At 71.9% G+C, this 15,695-nt stretch carries 18 protein-coding genes and 1 pseudogene; 13 read left to right on the forward strand and 6 right to left on the reverse strand.

The window, feature by feature from the left end; all coding sequences use genetic code 11:
• The 3 genes from FHX73_RS36160 to FHX73_RS45735 form a co-directional block, all read right to left on the reverse strand.
• Entirely contained in the window at positions 1–1,338 is a 1,338-nt protein-coding gene (locus FHX73_RS36160; protein ID WP_246214094.1) for an MATE family efflux transporter, read from the reverse strand.
• A gap of 100 nt (positions 1,339–1,438) precedes the next feature.
• The gene (locus FHX73_RS36165; RefSeq protein ID WP_145910235.1) at positions 1,439–1,825 is read right to left on the reverse strand and encodes a hypothetical protein; all 387 of its coding nucleotides are present in this window, start codon (positions 1,823–1,825) and stop codon (positions 1,439–1,441) included.
• A 97-nt stretch (positions 1,826–1,922) separates the two neighbouring features.
• Positions 1,923–2,186 (reverse strand): hypothetical protein, encoded by a 264-nt coding sequence (locus tag FHX73_RS45735; protein WP_211786439.1) that lies wholly within the window; start codon positions 2,184–2,186, stop codon positions 1,923–1,925.
• Here FHX73_RS45735 and FHX73_RS36175 point away from each other — a divergent pair.
• Positions 2,146–2,484 (forward strand): annotated as a pseudogene (locus tag FHX73_RS36175) (SDR family oxidoreductase); the annotation flags it as partial. The gene FHX73_RS45735 and the pseudogene FHX73_RS36175 sit on opposite strands and share 41 nt — an antisense overlap.
• A gap of 34 nt (positions 2,485–2,518) precedes the next feature.
• Complete coding sequence (locus FHX73_RS36180; protein ID WP_145910236.1) at positions 2,519–2,950, forward strand: NUDIX hydrolase; 432 nt, start codon at positions 2,519–2,521, stop codon at positions 2,948–2,950.
• Between the two features lie 3 nt (positions 2,951–2,953).
• On the opposite strand, the gene FHX73_RS36185 is transcribed toward FHX73_RS36180, so the two are convergent.
• Together FHX73_RS36185 and FHX73_RS36190 are read right to left on the reverse strand one after the other, a co-directional pair.
• Positions 2,954–3,352, reverse strand: a complete 399-nt coding sequence (locus FHX73_RS36185; RefSeq protein ID WP_145910237.1) for a (4Fe-4S)-binding protein — start codon at positions 3,350–3,352, stop codon at positions 2,954–2,956.
• On the reverse strand, positions 3,352–3,654 hold the full coding sequence (locus FHX73_RS36190; RefSeq protein WP_246214095.1) for a GNAT family N-acetyltransferase: 303 nt from the start codon (positions 3,652–3,654) through the stop codon (positions 3,352–3,354). Before FHX73_RS36190 ends, FHX73_RS36185 begins: the two co-directional genes overlap by 1 nt.
• 359 nt (positions 3,655–4,013) lie before the next feature.
• Here FHX73_RS36190 and FHX73_RS36195 point away from each other — a divergent pair, with 359 nt between their 5' ends.
• From FHX73_RS36195 to FHX73_RS36230, 8 genes are all read left to right on the forward strand, one after another.
• The gene (locus tag FHX73_RS36195) at positions 4,014–4,262 is read left to right on the forward strand and encodes a helix-turn-helix domain-containing protein (protein ID WP_170305236.1); all 249 of its coding nucleotides are present in this window, start codon (positions 4,014–4,016) and stop codon (positions 4,260–4,262) included.
• Between the two features lie 231 nt (positions 4,263–4,493).
• Positions 4,494–6,032, forward strand: coding sequence for an MFS transporter (locus tag FHX73_RS36200; protein WP_145910240.1), 1,539 nt, complete (start codon positions 4,494–4,496; stop codon positions 6,030–6,032).
• A complete protein-coding gene (locus FHX73_RS36205) occupies positions 6,029–6,328 on the forward strand; it encodes an NIPSNAP family protein (RefSeq protein ID WP_145910241.1) in 300 nt (99 codons plus the stop codon). Before FHX73_RS36200 ends, FHX73_RS36205 begins: the two co-directional genes overlap by 4 nt.
• Before the next feature lie 191 nt (positions 6,329–6,519).
• Complete coding sequence (locus FHX73_RS36210; RefSeq protein WP_170305237.1) at positions 6,520–7,449, forward strand: formyltransferase family protein; 930 nt, start codon at positions 6,520–6,522, stop codon at positions 7,447–7,449.
• A 71-nt stretch (positions 7,450–7,520) separates the two neighbouring features.
• Complete coding sequence (locus FHX73_RS36215) at positions 7,521–8,288, forward strand: ArsR/SmtB family transcription factor (RefSeq protein WP_211786441.1); 768 nt, start codon at positions 7,521–7,523, stop codon at positions 8,286–8,288.
• A 67-nt stretch (positions 8,289–8,355) separates the two neighbouring features.
• Complete coding sequence (locus tag FHX73_RS36220) at positions 8,356–9,150, forward strand: maleylpyruvate isomerase N-terminal domain-containing protein (protein WP_170305238.1); 795 nt, start codon at positions 8,356–8,358, stop codon at positions 9,148–9,150.
• Between the two features lie 73 nt (positions 9,151–9,223).
• Complete coding sequence (locus tag FHX73_RS36225) at positions 9,224–10,168, forward strand: isocitrate lyase/PEP mutase family protein (protein WP_145910244.1); 945 nt, start codon at positions 9,224–9,226, stop codon at positions 10,166–10,168.
• Positions 10,169–10,289: 121 nt separating this feature from the next.
• Positions 10,290–10,643, forward strand: a complete 354-nt coding sequence (locus FHX73_RS36230) for a DUF3303 family protein (RefSeq protein ID WP_145910245.1) — start codon at positions 10,290–10,292, stop codon at positions 10,641–10,643.
• A gap of 89 nt (positions 10,644–10,732) precedes the next feature.
• Here FHX73_RS36230 and FHX73_RS36235 read toward each other — a convergent pair whose 3' ends face one another.
• Positions 10,733–11,686 carry a LysR family transcriptional regulator gene (locus tag FHX73_RS36235; protein WP_145910246.1) on the reverse strand — a complete coding sequence of 318 codons (954 nt, stop codon included), beginning with the start codon at positions 11,684–11,686 and terminating at the stop codon, positions 10,733–10,735.
• A 201-nt stretch (positions 11,687–11,887) separates the two neighbouring features.
• Here FHX73_RS36235 and FHX73_RS36240 point away from each other — a divergent pair, with 201 nt between their 5' ends.
• The 3 genes from FHX73_RS36240 to FHX73_RS36250 all read left to right on the forward strand — a co-directional run bounded on the left by FHX73_RS36240 (position 11,888) and on the right by FHX73_RS36250 (position 15,471).
• Complete coding sequence (locus FHX73_RS36240; RefSeq protein WP_145910247.1) at positions 11,888–13,429, forward strand: aminotransferase-like domain-containing protein; 1,542 nt, start codon at positions 11,888–11,890, stop codon at positions 13,427–13,429.
• A gap of 200 nt (positions 13,430–13,629) precedes the next feature.
• Positions 13,630–14,517 carry a ThiF family adenylyltransferase gene (locus FHX73_RS36245; RefSeq protein ID WP_145910248.1) on the forward strand — a complete coding sequence of 296 codons (888 nt, stop codon included), beginning with the start codon at positions 13,630–13,632 and terminating at the stop codon, positions 14,515–14,517.
• Positions 14,518–15,471 (forward strand): aspartate/ornithine carbamoyltransferase family protein, encoded by a 954-nt coding sequence (locus FHX73_RS36250; RefSeq protein ID WP_211786442.1) that lies wholly within the window; start codon positions 14,518–14,520, stop codon positions 15,469–15,471.
• Positions 15,472–15,695 lie beyond the last annotated feature (224 nt).

Below are 15,695 nucleotides of genomic sequence, written 5' to 3' on the forward strand. Positions count from 1 at the left end.
TCAACTCACGGGTGCGACGGGCGCCGTCGTCGAGGCGCGGACCTCGGCGACGGCGAGTGCACTCTGCCGCGCGAACTGCAGGCCCTGGGTGCCGATCAGCAGCAGGTTGGCCAGTGCCAGCGCGCCCCAGAGGCCGGTCAGCCCGCCGAGCGAGCCGACCGGCGCGGCGGCGAGCGCCAACAGCCCGTAGCAGCAGGCGAAGTTGACCAGGCTCCGACCGGTGCGCCGGACCCCGATCATGCCGAAGCCGAGCTGGGCCTGCACCGCGTCGCCCAGCACCGCGACCAGCACCAGCGGCAGCAGGCGGGCGACCTGCCCGCGCAGCACCGGGTCACCGCTGAAGACCCGCAGCACCACGCCGTGCAGGCCGAGCAGCACGGCCCCGAGCGCCAGCACGGCGGTCACCGCCACCAACACCCCCGCCCGCACCCGGACCCGCAGCCCCGGCAGGTCGCCGGCCCGGTGCCGGTCGGCCACCAGCGGCACGGTCGCCTGCCCGACCGCCACCGCGACCGTGAAGAGCAGGTTGACCAGCGAGACCGCGACCGAGTGCACGGCGGCGGCCCGGGTGCCGATCCGCGCCGCGACGAAGGCCAGCACTCCGAGCACCGCGAACTTCACCAGCACCGTCGCGGCCAACGGCAGCCCCACCTTGGCGAGTTCGACCACCTCACGAACGGGCGGGCGCACCCCGGCCGGGCGGACAGCCACCAGCGGCACCCGACGCAGGGCGAGTTGGGCCACCCCGGCGTTGATCGCGCTGGAGGCCACCATGGCCACGCCCGCGCCGGCCAGCCCGAACGAGGGCACCAGCACCAGCGAGAGCACCACCGCGACACCCGTGCCGGTCAGCCCGGCCCGCATCACCAACCGGCCCCGGTCCAGCCCGATCAGCGTGGCCGTGGCCGCACAGCCGACCGCCGTCAGCAGCGCACTCAGCGCCAACAGCCAAGGAAACACGCCAAGCTGGCCGAGCGTCGCCGCCGGCACCCCGCCCACCCGACCGATCAGCGGCACCAGCGCCACCGCGACCGCACCGAACACCCCGACCGACCCGCCGAGCCGGAACCCGTTGCGCACCACTCGCGCCAACTCGACCGGCCGGTCCGCGTTCTCCGCCACGAACGGCATCACCCCGCGCATGCTCCCCGCGATCGCAGCCGTGGCCGGTCCGTACACCGCCATGGTCACCCCGAAGGCAGCGAGCGTGGCGGTGGCGTGCCGCCCGAGCACGGCGGTGTCGACGACGGCGCCGGCCGAGGCGGCGATCATCGAGAGGTAGAGCGGCGCCGCCGTGCCCGCCACCTTGCGCACCACACTGCCGAATCCGCTGTCCACCGAACGCCCCCGTGGTCGCCTCAGCTGACGCCTCGTGTGTTTCCGCGCCTCTCATACCATGTCACACATCATCCGATCACCGCCGACCGGCCCGTGCGGCTCAGTGGTGCCCCTGCCCCCAGAGCGGCACGCCCAGCGACGACAACACCGGAAGCAGCAGCATCACGCCCATCAGCACCAACATCGCGATCACGCAGCCGGGCAACCTGCCCTGCTCACCCTCCTCGGCGGCCGGCTCGCCCTCCTCCTCGGCAGCCGACCCGCTCTTGTCGAAGGGATCCGGCTCCGGCTCGGGCGGCGGCAGCGGCTGCTGGGACAGGTGTTCCCGGAGGTGCTGCTCCGAGCAGAAGAGAAGGTAGAGGGGGACAGCGCCATGGCGGTCGATCTCGACGTCGATCGCATCCTCGGCCTTGACCGGTTCGGCGCAGACCTCACAGGGCGGCGGGGGTTCGTCGAGTTCTTCTTCGGTCAGTGGGCCCTTGAACATGAGCTGATCATTTCACGCATGCATCGTGCCCGATGCACCGGCCATGATCGGTCACCAGGCCGCTGACCTGCTCCTATCCGTCCGTCCAGACGCCCCGTCACACCGTCCGCGCGGCTTCGACCGCCGTCCGTTCGTCCAGGGCTTCGACCCCGGGCACGGCGCGGAGCCGGTACAGGCGGGCGCGCATGTCGTGCACGGCGTCCCGCACCTTCACGGAGCGGATGCCGTCCGCACAGTCGAGGAACTCGCCCCAGGAAGCGACGGCGCCGTCGATGTCGTCCTGACGCAGGCGCACGGCGCCGAGGTCGGCCAGGACGATCATCGGCAGCGTCAACGCCCGCACCGGTCGGCCCGGACTCACCGCCTACAGCACCGCCAAGGCCGGACTGATCGGCTTCACCAGGTCCCTGGCCAGGGAACTTGGACCCGCCGGAATCTGCGTGAACACTGTCCTCCCAGGGGCCATCCGGGTGGAGGCGGAGAACGACCTGCCCGCCCACCACCGCGCCCGACCGGAGGACCAGATCCGCCGCCAGTGCATCCAGCGCCGGGGCCGCCCCGAGGATGTCGCCGCTGCCGTCGCCTTCCTCACCGCCCCCAGCGCTTCCTTCATCACCGGTCAGTCGTTGCACGTCGACGGCGGCTGGATCCTCCACTGACCGCTCGTCAGCACCGCACCGGAAAGGTACCGCCTTGCAGCACCGCGTCCGCGCCGTTCTCCTCACCCCGAACAACACCGTCCTGCTGATCAAGCGCATCCGCCCCGGCATCGACCCGTACTGGGTGGTCGTCGGCGGAAAGATCGAACCCACCGACGCCAGCCCCGAGGATGCGCTGCGGCGCGAGGTCCACGAGGAGGTCGGCGGCGAGGCCGAGATCGTCTCGCTCCTCCGCACCATCGAGACCGACGAGGAACGCCAGGACTTCTACCTCGCCACCATCGACGAGTGGAACTTCGAGGACCGCACCGGACCCGAGTTCAGCCAGGAAGGCCGGGGCGAATACCTGTTGGAGGAGGTCCCCCTCACCACCGACGCCCTCGACGCGCTCAACCTGCTTCCCCGGGAGATCGCCGGCGTGCTGCGCGGGGCCGTCGAGCGCGGGGAGCTCGGCGCCGCCAACTAGCGCTCAGCCCCCGCACGCCCCGCTGCGGTCGCAGTACGGCTGCTCCGCGCTGGTTCCGCAGCCGCACAGCATCGCGCGCATCAACTCGCGTTCGCCGTCCGGCCCTTCCACCACCAGCTCGCCGCGCAGCAGCAGGCGGCCGTCGGGGGTGCGGCGGATCGAGGTGGGCCGGTCCGGCTGCTCGGGGTGGCCGTCCGTCAGGTCGTAGGTGAGGGCGTTGGTGGGGCAGCGGCGGATGACCTCGGCGATGGCGGCCGGGGGTTCGGCGGCGGGGTCGATCCAGGGGCGGCGGGTGGTGTCGAAGACGCGGGGCAGGCCCTGGACGCACTCGGCGGCGTGGCGGCACAGGGCGGTGTCGTAGTGGACGGTGATGCCTTGCGCCGCATAGGACTTGACGGCCATCAGTCGCTCACCCGGCTCCGGTTCTCGTAGGCGAGGTCCGCGTACTCGGGGTGGCGGACCATCCAGGCGCGGATGAACGGGCAGACGGCGAGCACCGGGAGCCCCCGGTCCCGGGCGTCGTCCAGGGCCGCGCGGGCCAGGGCCGAGCCGACGCCCCGTCCCTCGAAGGCGGGCTCGACGACGGTGTGCGGGTAGACGACCAGGTCTGCGCTGCGCAGGTACTCGGCGAAGCCGGCGAGCTTGCCGGACACCCGGGCCTCGAACCGCTGCTCCACCTCGGCGTCCCGAATCTCGATCTCCATCGCCCCATGATCGCGCGGGCGGTCCGGATGGCCCGGCCGACGCGCCGTCACCACTCCTCCCCCTCGGGCGCGGCCACCGTTTCCCCGTCCCCTCCCGCAATCCGGGCGCGCGTTTTCCCGCATACGCCACGACCATTGCAGCGCTCTTCCGGGATCGTCCCGCGGATTTCCGTTCCCGGTCGCCGACGACCGATCCCAGCTGCATCTATGCGGCGCGCGCATAGATGGACCACCGAAGGCACTTCACAATTCCGCAGGACGAAATCTAGGCTCTTCCCCCGTGGCCCGCTCCGGCGCACCGCTGCGAATCACGGAAATCGGGCCGCTCCGCATCGCAAATCCAGTGGAAGGGCTGCACCGTGTCCAATGACGCACACGAGGGTCGCATCCGCACGCTCAGGACTCCCGAGGAACTCAGTGCGCACGAGATCCGCATAGCCAGGCTGGTGGCGGCCGGTTCGTCGAACCGTCGGGTGGGGGAAATCCTCGGCGTCTCGACCAGGGCCGTGGAGCACCAGCTGACCCGGGTCTACCGCAAGCTCTGGATATCCGGACGGGACCAACTCCACTTGGCGCTGGGCCCGGAGCCGGACTCCTGGGCGGGCTGAGTCGGCGACCCGAGTCGGGCTGCCGGTCGGCCGTCCCCGGCCGGTGGCGGCGATTCCGCATGTCGCGCGCTATTGACTCCAATTCGTCGGCCAATCGGATTGAATGATGGCAACCGGGAAGACGCCCCCGGGGTTACCGGAGTTCACCGGACCGGGGCGCGCGGCCCCGTCGTTCCGCAGGGGGCCGATGATTCGACCCGGGTCGAATCGTTTCGGTCCTAGGGTCGGAGCATGCCAACCGGAGACCGGGAAAAAGACGGGCAGCACCAGACGAGCCGGGCAGCACCCCCGGGGCCCGGAGCAAGACTGACCGCGGCGGCGGCCTCACGACCGGGCATCACCCTGCTCGCCACGTGCCTGGGCCTCTTCCTCGGACAGGTGGACACCACCGCCATCAACCTGGCCCTGCCGGCCATCCACCGCGATCTCTCCGGTGGCATCAGCAGCATGCAGTGGGTGGTCGACGCCTACAACGTCACCTTCGCCGCACTGCTGCTGACCGGCGGGACGCTGGGCGACCGGTTCGGCCGGCGCAGACTGTTCCGGATCGGCGTGACGGTCTTCGTCCTCGGTTCGCTGCTCTGCGCGCTGGCCGTGAACCTGCCGATGCTGCTCGCCGGGCGCGTCATGCAGGGCATGGGCTCGGGCATGATGCTGCCGCAGAGCCTGGCGATCCTCGCGACCGCCTTCCCGGAACGGCGCGAGCGCAACCGGGCGATGGCCGCCTGGTCGATCGTGGCCGGCTCCGGACTCGCGGCCGGCCCCACCCTCGGCGGGCTGCTGGTCCAGACGCTGGGGTGGAACTCCATCTTCTGGGTCAACCTGCCGATCGGGCTCACCGCGCTGGTGCTGAGCTTCCGTCACGTCCCGGAGTCCCGCAACCCGCAGGCCCGCAGCCTGGACCTGCCCGGGCAGCTGCTGGCGGCGGTCACGCTCGGCCTGCTGACCTTCATCGCGGTGGACGGCCACAACCTCGGCTGGCTCTCCGTCAGCACGCTGCTCTGCGCGGCCGTCTGCGTGGCCTGCCTGCTGGGCTTCCTGTGGACGGAGAGCCGCAGCCCGAGCCCGATGGTCCCGCTGCACCTGATCCGCCGCGGTCAGCTGCCGGTGGCCAGCATCGTCGCGATGTGCATGACCTTCGGCATGTACGGCCTGTTCATGCTGATCAGCCTGGCCTTCCAGCAGGAGCGCGGCACCTCGGCGCTGGTCGCCGGCCTGGAGATGCTGCCGCTGCCGGTGGTCTTCACGCTGCTCTCGCCGACCGTCGGCAAGATGGTCAACCGGCACGGCCCGCGCCTGCCGATGACGGCCGGCATGCTGCTGATGGGCCTCGGGCTGCTGATCTACGCGGTCGTCGGCGCGGACGCCAACCTCGCCGTGATCGAGCTGGCCTTCGTGATCGTCGGCATCGGCCTGGCGCTCAACACCGGTCCGGTGGTCGGGGTCGCGGTCTCCGCGGTCCCGGGTGAGCTCGCCGGACTCGCCTCCGGCATCGCCAACCTCTCCCGGATGCTCGGCGCCACCCTCGGCGTCGCCGTCCAGGGCACGGTGCTGGCCATCGTGGGCCACAACGCGAGCCACGGGCCCGAGTTCGTGCACGGCCTGCGGGTGGCCATCCTGGTCGGCTGCGCGGCGGAGTTCCTCGGCGCGGTCGTCGCCTTCTACGGCGTCAACCGGACCAAGGGGTCCGCCGCCGAACCGGCCGCACCGGCCGCCTCCCCCACCGTCTCCCGCCCCACCGGGGCCCTCAAGGAAAGCCCGGCGAAATGATCACCTGTTACATCCAGTACACGCTCGACCCGCACCAGCTGGACGACTTCGAGAAGTACGCGACGACCTGGCCGGCGATCATCGAGCGCTGCGGCGGCGACCTGGTGGGGTACTACCTGCCGAAGGAGGGCGCCAACGACTTCGCCCTCGCGCTGATCAACTTCCACAGCCTCGCCGAGTACGAGAAGTACCGGGCCCGGCTGGCGGCGGACCCTGAGGCGCAGGAGAACATCGCGCACGCCCGCCGCACCCGCTGCATCCTGGCCGAGCGCCGGAGCTTCCTGCGGCTGGTCTGACCCGCACGGCCCCCGCCCCGGCGCACCGCCCCGACCAGCTCCCGCACCAGCTCGAACAGCTCCCGCACCCCGCACCACCGGTCCGAACCGCTCCGCGCTCCGCGACATTGAGAGGACATCTCATGGAGAACAAGCGTCCAACCGTTCGGAGCACGGACGGGCGCGACAGACCACTCAAGGTCCTGTTCCTGATGGGGAGCGACGTCACCAGCCACCTGATCGTCAACCGGCTGATCTCGGTGCTCCGGGGCGCGGACGTCTCCTTCGTCCTCGGCCTGACCCGCGGCAAGACCAGCGCCGAACGCCCGTTGCCCCTGCGGCAGTTGTTCTTCGTCGAGCACACCCTGCTGCAGGAGCACGCCTACCCCTACATCGACGCCCACGGCCTGCCCGCCGCCGGCCGGTTCAACACCCCGAACGGCTGGCAGCGGCTCGGCCTGCCGGACGTCGAGGTGCGGCACGTGAAGAGCGTGAACGACCCGGAGTTCATCGCCGGGCTGCAGGCCGAGGGGATCGACCTCGCGGTGTCCGTCCGCTGCTACCAGAAGTTCAAGTCGCCGATCCTGCAGGCCCTGGGCGGCCCGGACAGCGGCTCGCTCTTCGTCAACCTGCACCCGGGGCTGCTCCCCGAGTTCCGCGGCGTCAACACCTTCCTGCGCTCCATGCAACAGGGCGCCCGGGAGGCCGGGTTCACCCTGCACCACCTCGAAGAGGGCTGGGACACCGGCCCGGTGATCGCCCAGACCCGGTTCCCGCTGAGCTACTCCCGTTCGGTGCACGAGAACCTGCTGGCCCACGTGGCCGACGCCGCGAGCCCGATCCTGCAGCTGATCCTGGACCTGGTGGACGGTCAGAAGGTCTCCGCCTCCGAGCAGGACCACAGCCTGGCACGGTACTTCAGCTACCCGACCGAGGACGAGCTGGACGCGCTGCGCGGCGGCGGGATCGAGATATTCCGCGCCTCCAGCGTGGTGGACGCCCTGACCGACGCGTTCTTCGGCTCCCTGCCGGACCCCGCCGGTCTGCGCGAACACCTGACCGCCGCGCTGGAGGCGGAGGGAATCCCGTACGAGTACCCGCGCGGACCGCGCACCTCGGCGGTGCTGGTCGGGGAGCATTGACCCCATCAGTCGCCGCCGGGCGAACCGCCGAGCTAGCCGGCGGCCGATCGGCACGGAGAAGGAGAACGCACGTGCAGGATCTGGACGGTGGAGTCACCACGGTGCTGGGCGATGCCGAGATCTCGGAGATCGGCTCGCTGCTGGCGGACCGCGCCCGCTGCCGGGTGCTGATGGCGCTCAACGACGGCCGCGCGCTGCCGGCCAGTGTGCTGGCCGACGAGGCCGGCATCACCCGGTCCACGGCCAGCAGCCACCTGGGCAAGCTGGCGGACGCCGGCCTGCTGCAGGTGGAGACGCACGGCCGGCACCGCTACTACCGGCTGGCCGGCCCCCAGGTCGGCGAACTGCTGGAGATCCTGGTCCGGATGGCACCGGCCCACCCCGTCCGGTCGCTGCGCGACGGCAACCGGGCCGCCCGGCTCCGGCAGGCGCGGACCTGCTACGACCACCTGGCCGGGCGGCTCGGCGTCGACCTCATGGCGAGCGTCATCAAGCTCGGCTTCCTCACCGGCGGCGACGGGATCTTCCACCCCGAGCTGGCCGAGCACGACAAGGTCCGCGGCTACGGCAGCGACCTGGAGTACAGCCTGGACCCGGCCGGCGAGCGGTTCCTGACCGAACTCGGCGTCCAACTCCCGGTCGGCAAGCGGCGGTTCATCCGCTACTGCGTCGACTGGAGCGAGCAGCGCCACCACCTCGCCGGCGCGCTGGGCCGGGCGCTGCTGGAGCGCTTCCTGCAGGCGGAGTGGGTGGTCCGGCAGGAGCGGGGGCGCAGCCTGCGGATCACCCCCGCCGGCCGGGACGTCCTCCTGGAGCAGTTCGACATTTCCTGGCAGTGAGCCGCACCAGCTGGCACCCCCAACTGCCACCCCTCGGGCCATGCCCACGCAAAGGAGCAACAGGACGATGACCGAGACCGTAGCGAGCACCGTGGCCGCCTCGGACGACCATGGCCGGCCGGCCGAGGTGACCGAGTTCCTCAACATCCTGGACACCGCGCGCTCGGACGCGCTGACGGCCTGCCCCGGCCGGACCGTGCACATGATCGGTGCGCACCTGGCGGGCAACTACCTGGAGATCACCCGTCACGTCGACGCGTACCTCAAGGGCGAGCCGCTCAGCCGCACCCGCACCTTCGACGAACGCGAGCCCGAGTTCCGCCGCATGACGGCCCCTCAGCTGACCGCCTCGATCGCCGACGGTGAGCAGCGCATGCGGCGCAGCATGGCCGAGCTGCTGGAGCGCGAGGAGGACCCGGTGCTGCGCTGGACCAACCGCGAGGTCCACGCGGCGGGCTTCCTCAAGCACAGCCGCAGCGAGTGCGCGGTGCACCGCTGGGACATCGGCGGCGACGACGAGCTCGGCGACGCGCTGCTCTCCCAGCCGGAACTGCTGGAGCACGTGGTCGCGTTCATCGGCCCGCTGCCGATGACCGCCCGCGGCATGGCGGCCGGCGCGGGCACCGGCAAGCCGTTCCAGGCGCGGCTGCGCTCGCCCGGCCAGCCCGACATCGTGCTGCGGGTGCACGACGGCCCGAAGATCGCCCTGGTCGAGCCCGAGGGCGAGGCGCTGATCGAGGGCGACCCGGCCGCCCGGCTGCTCTTCCTGTGGGGCCGCCGCGCCGTCCCCTTCCACCGGCTGACCTGCAACGGTTCCGTCGAGGAACTCTCCCGACTGCAGTGGCTGCTGTCCGGTTACTGATTGCTTTTCGATTTGCTTGTCGATCGCCGATCTCGGCGATGACCCCTGTGAGCTGGGAGCGAGGTGCGTGCTGATGGACACGGCGAGAGGCGAGGAGCCGGAGCGGCTCGTCGGAGGCCTCGACGGCATCGGGTCGGACCCCGACGCGGTGCGGGCGAAGGCCAGGCTGTTCCAGCGGCTCCACCAGGGGCCCGAGGTACTGGTGCTGGCCAACGTCTGGGACCTCGGCAGCGCCGCGCTGATCTCCCGGCTCCCGGGGGTCCGGGCGCTGGCCACCACCAGTGCGGGGATGGCCGCGGTGCACGGCCTGCCGGACGGCGAGCGGCTGAGCATCGACCAGTTGCTGGCCACCCTGGCCGTGCTCACCCGGTCGGTCGCGCTGCCGGTCAGCGTCGACCTGGAGTCGGGCTACGGCAGCACCCCGCGCGAGGTGGCCGACACGGTGGCCTCCGTCGTCGAGTTGGGCGCCGTCGGGGTGAACCTGGAGGACGGCGCACCCGACACCGCCGAGCGGCTGGTGGCGCCGCAGGCGCACGCCGAGCGGATCACGGCGGCGCGCACGGCCGCCGATCAGGCGGGCGTGCCGGTGGTGGTCAACGCCCGCACCGACACCTACTGGCTGGCGGCCGGTCCGGCCGACCGGCGGTTCGCCGACACGGTGCGGCGGCTGAACCGGTATCAGGAGGCGGGCGCCGACTGCGTGTTCGTCCCCGGGTTCCCGCCGGTCGGCCCGACCGTCGACGAACAGCGCCGGATGATCGGGGAGTTGGTGGCCGCCACCGACGGCGTGCCGCTGAACCTGCTGCTGCGACCGGACCTGCCGCCGATCGAGGAGTTGCGCCGGCTCGGCGTGCGGCGGGTCTCGGCCGGGTCCGCCGTCTACCGGCTCGCGATGGCCGCCGCCCGGGCGGCCGTGGTCGAGCTGCTGGCCGGCGGCCGGCCGGCCGCCCTGGGCGGCGCCGCCGAACTGTCCTACCAAGAACTGGCCGCCGTCCTGGAGGCGGGTGAGGAGCCGTGAGCCGGCCGGCACCCGTTGCGCCGCCGCCGGTGGCAGCACGGCCGCGGGACCGGCAACTGCCGGTGCCCGGGCACCTGATAGCCCCGTAGACCTGACAACCACGTAGAAGAAGAGGTGTCGCATGCTGTGGTACTGCGCCTACCAGGCCCTGCCGCAGGTCCGCTCGACCGATCTGGCCCGGCGCTTCCTCCAGCGGCACGATGCCGGGTCCAACCAGCCCGCGTTCCTGCGCGGTTGGTACACCTTCCCGACCGGCTCGGCCGGCTTCGTGCTGATCGAGGTGGACACGCCCAAGGAGTTGGCGGCGATACTCGACCCGTACTCGACCATGGTGGAGTGGCGGGTCGAGGCGGTGAGCGAGTTCAACTACAACCAGGTGCTGGAGGAGCTGCGGCGCAACGCCCGCCGGGCCGCCGAGGAGGACCTGAAGGCCGGCATCCCGCCCGAGGTGGTGGCGGGCCTGCTGGCCCGCTGACCCGGCGTCGCCCGCGCGCCGGGACGGCGCGAAGCGACGCGCGGGCGAGCGGACCGGGCGAGCGACCCGGGCGAGCGACCCGGCGTGGATCACGGCGGATAGGCGTAGGCCGGGCACTTGGCGGACCGGGCGGCCTCGACGAAGGCGCCCACCAGCGGGTGCGCCCCCTGGCGCGGGTACACCAGCCGCACCGGCACCAGCGGCGCGCCGCGCAGCGGCAGGAAGCGGACGGCGGGGTGCGCGACCCGGTGCACGGCAATTCCGGGAACGACGCCGATGCCGCGCCCCGCCGCCACCGTCTCCAGCCATTCGTCGAAGTTCTGGCACAGGCTCGACGCGGTGGGCCGGGAACCCTCCGGCCACTGGTCCAGGCGCGTCGTCCCACTGACCACGTTGATGACCAGGGAATGCTGGGACAATTCTGACCAGGCGATATTCGACTGCTCGGCGAGCGGGGAGGTGCGGCTGACCGCGATGACCCTTCTTTCGTGGAAGAGCAGGACGCTTTCCAGCCCCGGCGGCGCGTTTCCGCGGATGACCGCGATATCGGTGAGCCCGCGGTCGACGCCGGCCAGCGCCTCGTCGTACCGGATCAGGTCGAGCCGCCCGCCGGTGGCCGCCTCGAATACCGTCAGCGCCTCCTGGGCCCACAGGTCGGGGAGCAGCCAGGCGAATCCCAGCCGGAGCGGGTGGAAGTACCGGTTGACCTCCAGCGCGGAGTCGAGGTCCCGCAACAGCCGGTCCAGCGTGGTCTTGAGGTACTCGCCCTCCTTGGTGAGGGCGACGCTGCGGGTGGTGCGCCTGAGCAGTCGTGCGCCGAGGCTCTTCTCCAGTGCGTCGACCGCGCGGGTGAGGCTGGATTGGCTCACGCAGAGCCGTTTCGCGGCCCGGGTGAAACTGAGCTCGTCGGCGACCGCGACGAATCCTCTCAGGTGTCTCAGCTCTATTTTCCCGGACGCCGGTGCCGTGGATACCTCGACGGATTCGACCGGTACCGCCGGTCTACGATGTTCCGCCTGGTCAACCGCACCCTGGGAACTCATCGAACATGTCCCTCCCTACGGGCTCTGCCGCCCCTGGCCCCATGACCGACCGTCAGATGATTCCGTTTGTGACGGTAACATGGAGAACACACCCCGACAACAAAAGCAGGGTATCCGGAAAATGATCAGCACGCCCCATTGATGTCCAGAGTTTCGCCCCCCGATAACTTTTGTGACGCCTTTCTGGGTGAGGTGGTTTGAATGAGCGCCAGGACCGAGGGAACGGCCGCCGGCAGCCTGCCGCTGAAGATCAGCAGTCTGACGGCCTGTCGGGACGTGATCCTGCGGGACAGCGACGAGCCGCTCTACCACCAGCTCTACACCCAGCTGCGCCACCTCATCGTGGCGAGCGGCCGGGTGGGACCGGGCAGCCGGCTGCCGTCCTCGCGCGCCCTGGCCGCCGCCCTCGGCATCTCGCGCAACACCGTGCTGCTCGCCTACCAGCGGCTCCAGGAGGACGGCTGCGTCGAGGGCCGGGCGGGCGGCGGAACGGTCGTCAGCACCACGCTGCGGGCCCCGCACCGGGGCCCGGCCGTCAGGTCGGCCACCGCGCCGGGCAGTTGCTCCGGCCCGACCCCGGCGCCCGCCCGGACCGCCGCCCCCGCGCCGCGCCCATCCGCGGTGGGCACCGCGTTCCCCGTCGACGTCCCCCCGCTCGACCTCTTCCCGATGCAGCTGTGGACGGCCCTGCTGAGCCGCCGGCTGCGGCTGTCCGGCGAGCGGCTGCTGGTCGGCGCGGACCGGTTGGGCCTGCCGGCCCTGCGGGCCGCCATCGCGGCGTTCCTCGGCGCCTCCCGCGGCATCGTCTGCTCGCCGGACCAGGTGGTGGTCACCCGCGGGGTCGAGGCCACCGTCGAACTGCTGGCCCGCAGCCTGCTCGACGTCGGCGACACCGTCTGGTGCGAGGACCCCGGCGATCCCCGGCTGCGCCAACTGCTCTGCTGGAACGGCGCCGAGCCCGTCGCCATCCCGGTCGACCAGGACGGGCTGAACGTCTGGCACGCCGTGGAGCACCACCCCGGCGCCCGGCTCGCGGTGGTCTCCGCCGCGCACCAACTGCCGCTCGGCGCGGCGCTGTCACCGGCCCGGCGCACCGCGCTGCTGCGCCACGCGCGCGAGCACGGTGGCTGGATCGTGGACGTCGAACGGGACGGGCCGTTCCTCAACTCCCGTGCCGACCGGGCGCTCTGGAGCGAGGCGGGGCACGACCAGGTGATCCACGTGGGCAGCTTCGACTCGGTGCTGTTCCCGCAGGTCCGGCTCGGCTACTGCGTCCTGCCGCCCGAACTGCTGGACCGGGTGGACCGGGTGGCCGGCGTGATGGACACCGAGGCGTCCGCCGTGACCCAGGCCGCACTCGCCGACTTCCTGGAGCACCACCGGTTCGTCGGCTTCCTGCACCGCAGCGCCGAGGCCTGCGCCGAGCGGCGCGCCGCGCTGCTCCGGGCCCTGTGCGAACTGCACGGCGACGACCGGCACTTGGTCGGCCACGAGCAGGGCGGCGGCTTCCTCACCGTCGCCCTGCCGAACAGCGCCCGGCTCGGCCCCGTGCCGGCGCCGGCCGGACCGGCCACCAGGCCGCCGGTGCACCTGGGCCGGTACGCCTTCCACCGGCCCGCGCTGCCCGGCTTCGTGCTCGGCTTCGCCTCGCTGCGCGAGGCGCAGATCCCCGCGGCCGTGCGCGCCTGGGCGCCGCTGCTCGCCGCGGGCGACCAGCCCCGGCGCGGCCGCCTGGCCGGCTGACCTGCTGACCTGCTGACCTGCTGACCCAACGGCGAACCATCCGGCCCGACTTGGCCCCGTCGAACTTGACCTCGTCGAACTCGACCCCTTCGAACTTGGCTCCGAAGCCAGCTCCCCATTGGACCTGTCCGCAGCACGCGCCGGCGCCGACCCTTGAGTCAGCAGGGCGGGCCTGCGACACCACCGGAGAGGAAGACCCGATGGCTTCGAATTCCTTCTACAGTTTCCCGAGCGAGTACGACGAGGAGCTCTACTGGGCACGGGTGAGCCGCAACCTGGGTTGGCTCGGCGACACCGAGGACGAGGCCCGGGCCCGCCAGACCACGCTGCGGGACGCGGTGGTCGGCGTCGCCGGCTGCGGCGGCATCGGCGGCTCGATGGTCGACCGGCTGGCCCGGCTCGGCGTGCTGAAGCTGCGGATCGCCGACCTGGACACCTTCGAGTACTCCAACATCAACCGCCAGCTCGGCGCCGGCTTCGGCACCATCGGCAAGAGCAAGGCCGAGGTCGTCGCCGAGGAGGTGCACAAGATGGCCCCGGACGTGGCCATCGACGTCTTCACCGGCGGGATCACCGAGGAATCGGCGGACGCCTTCCTGGAGGGCTGCGACTACGTGCTCGACGAGATCGAGCCGTACGAGGTCAAGGCCCGCTACGCGCTGCACCGCGCGTTCCGCCGCTCCGAGCGCTGCAAGTTCATGATGACCGCGCACGTCTACGGCAACCGGACCTTCCTGTGGAAGTGGACCCGCGACTCCATGCCGCTGGAGGAGCTGCTCAACGTGCCCGAGGACGAGGAGATGTCGCCCGAGCGCGCCGAGAAGCTGATGAGCCGGCTGATCCCGGAGTGGCCGACCTTCCCCGCGGACAGCATGCAGCGCTACTGGCTGATCGAGCGGGCCACCTGCCCGATCATCCCGGGCGCCCCGCCGATGGCCCAGGGCCTGCTGCTGGACCGGCTGATGCTGGAGATCGCCGGGATCGCGGAGCAGGGCGGCGACACCATGGACTTCCCGGTCTCCCCCGGCTACGCCATGGTGGACTCCCGCACCTGGACCGCCAAGTCCGTGCAGGGCCGGTGGTGGTAGGTGTCCTCGGCGCCAGGCGCGGCCGCCCCCTCGGGCGGCTTCGCCGGGAGGCACGCGCTGTCGATGCGCCAGTACGGCCGGGAGGACCTGGAGCTGCTCTTCCGAACCGCTGACGTCATGGCCGACCGGCTCCAACGCGCCTTCCTGAGGCGCCCGTTGGACGGCCGGATCATGATGACGGCGTTCTTCGAGCCGAGCACCCGGACCCGCCTGGTGCACGAGACCGCGATGCTGCGGCTCGGCGGCACGGTCTCCGGCTTCGCCGACCCGTCCGTCACCCGGGCCGAGGGGAGCACCGCCGAGTCGGACGAGGACATCCTGCGGATGCTCGACTCCTACGCGGACGTCATCGTGCTGCGCCACCCGACCACCGGCCGCCCGGCCGAGCTCGCCGCCCGGCTGACCGGCGCCCTGCTGATCAACGGCGGCGACGGGACCGGCGAGCACCCCACCCAGGCCATGGTCGACCTCTACACCCTGTACCGGCGGTTCGGCTCCATCGACGGGCTGCGGCTGCTGCTGGTCAACGACCTGCGGATGCGCTGCGTCAACTCCCTGCTGCTGGGGCTGCGGAACTTCGACTGCGAGGTCAGCGCCGTGGCCACCGACGGCATGGACCGGCCGGAGGGCGAGGAGGCCGACTGGGCCTCGGACGGGCCGCCGGTCACCATCGGCGGCAGCGTGGTCGAGCTGCTGCCCAAGGTCGACGTGCTGTACTCCTCCCCGACGGTGTCGCTCCGCTCGGCCGCCGGGGACCGCACCCGGCCGCTGACGATCGACCGGCGGCTGCTGGAGGAACACGCGGGCCGGCACCTGGCCGTGCTGCACCCGCTGCCGCGCAAGGGCGAGTTGGCCACCGACGTGGACGACACCCCGTTCAACGCCTACTGGGCCCAGGCCACGTACGGCGTGGCGGTGCGGATGGCACTGCTGACGCTCATGTTCGACGCCTGACCAACGCCTGACCGACGCATGACCGACGCATGATCAACACCGGCGCGGCGCAAGATCGACACCGGACCGGTCCAACACACCGTCACCGCAGGGCCAGCACAACGCCGTCGCACCCGATTGGCGTACCTTCAGTGCACACCGCCGCCGCACCGCCGCCACCAGCGGCCGTGCGGCGGCGGCGTCCGGCGCCGCGGCCCCGGACGCCGGGCCAAACCCCATCAGCG

The sequence above is a fragment of the Kitasatospora viridis genome, assembly GCF_007829815.1.
GTDB lineage: Bacteria > Actinomycetota > Actinomycetes > Streptomycetales > Streptomycetaceae > Kitasatospora > Kitasatospora viridis.

Coding starts and splice junctions, on each gene's coding strand:
- FHX73_RS36165 (WP_145910235.1), bottom strand. CDS start 1,825: ATGTTCAAGGGCCCACTGACCGAAGAAGAACTCGACGAACCCCCGCCG.
- FHX73_RS36185 (WP_145910237.1), bottom strand. CDS start 3,352: ATGGCCGTCAAGTCCTATGCGGCGCAAGGCATCACCGTCCACTACGAC.
- FHX73_RS36190 (WP_246214095.1), bottom strand. CDS start 3,654: ATGGAGATCGAGATTCGGGACGCCGAGGTGGAGCAGCGGTTCGAGGCC.
- FHX73_RS36200 (WP_145910240.1), top strand. CDS start 4,494: ATGCCAACCGGAGACCGGGAAAAAGACGGGCAGCACCAGACGAGCCGG.
- FHX73_RS36205 (WP_145910241.1), top strand. CDS start 6,029: ATGATCACCTGTTACATCCAGTACACGCTCGACCCGCACCAGCTGGAC.
- FHX73_RS36210 (WP_170305237.1), top strand. CDS start 6,520: ATGGGGAGCGACGTCACCAGCCACCTGATCGTCAACCGGCTGATCTCG.
- FHX73_RS36220 (WP_170305238.1), top strand. CDS start 8,356: ATGACCGAGACCGTAGCGAGCACCGTGGCCGCCTCGGACGACCATGGC.
- FHX73_RS36225 (WP_145910244.1), top strand. CDS start 9,224: ATGGACACGGCGAGAGGCGAGGAGCCGGAGCGGCTCGTCGGAGGCCTC.
- FHX73_RS36230 (WP_145910245.1), top strand. CDS start 10,290: ATGCTGTGGTACTGCGCCTACCAGGCCCTGCCGCAGGTCCGCTCGACC.
- FHX73_RS36235 (WP_145910246.1), bottom strand. CDS start 11,686: ATGAGTTCCCAGGGTGCGGTTGACCAGGCGGAACATCGTAGACCGGCG.
- FHX73_RS36240 (WP_145910247.1), top strand. CDS start 11,888: ATGAGCGCCAGGACCGAGGGAACGGCCGCCGGCAGCCTGCCGCTGAAG.
- FHX73_RS36245 (WP_145910248.1), top strand. CDS start 13,630: ATGGCTTCGAATTCCTTCTACAGTTTCCCGAGCGAGTACGACGAGGAG.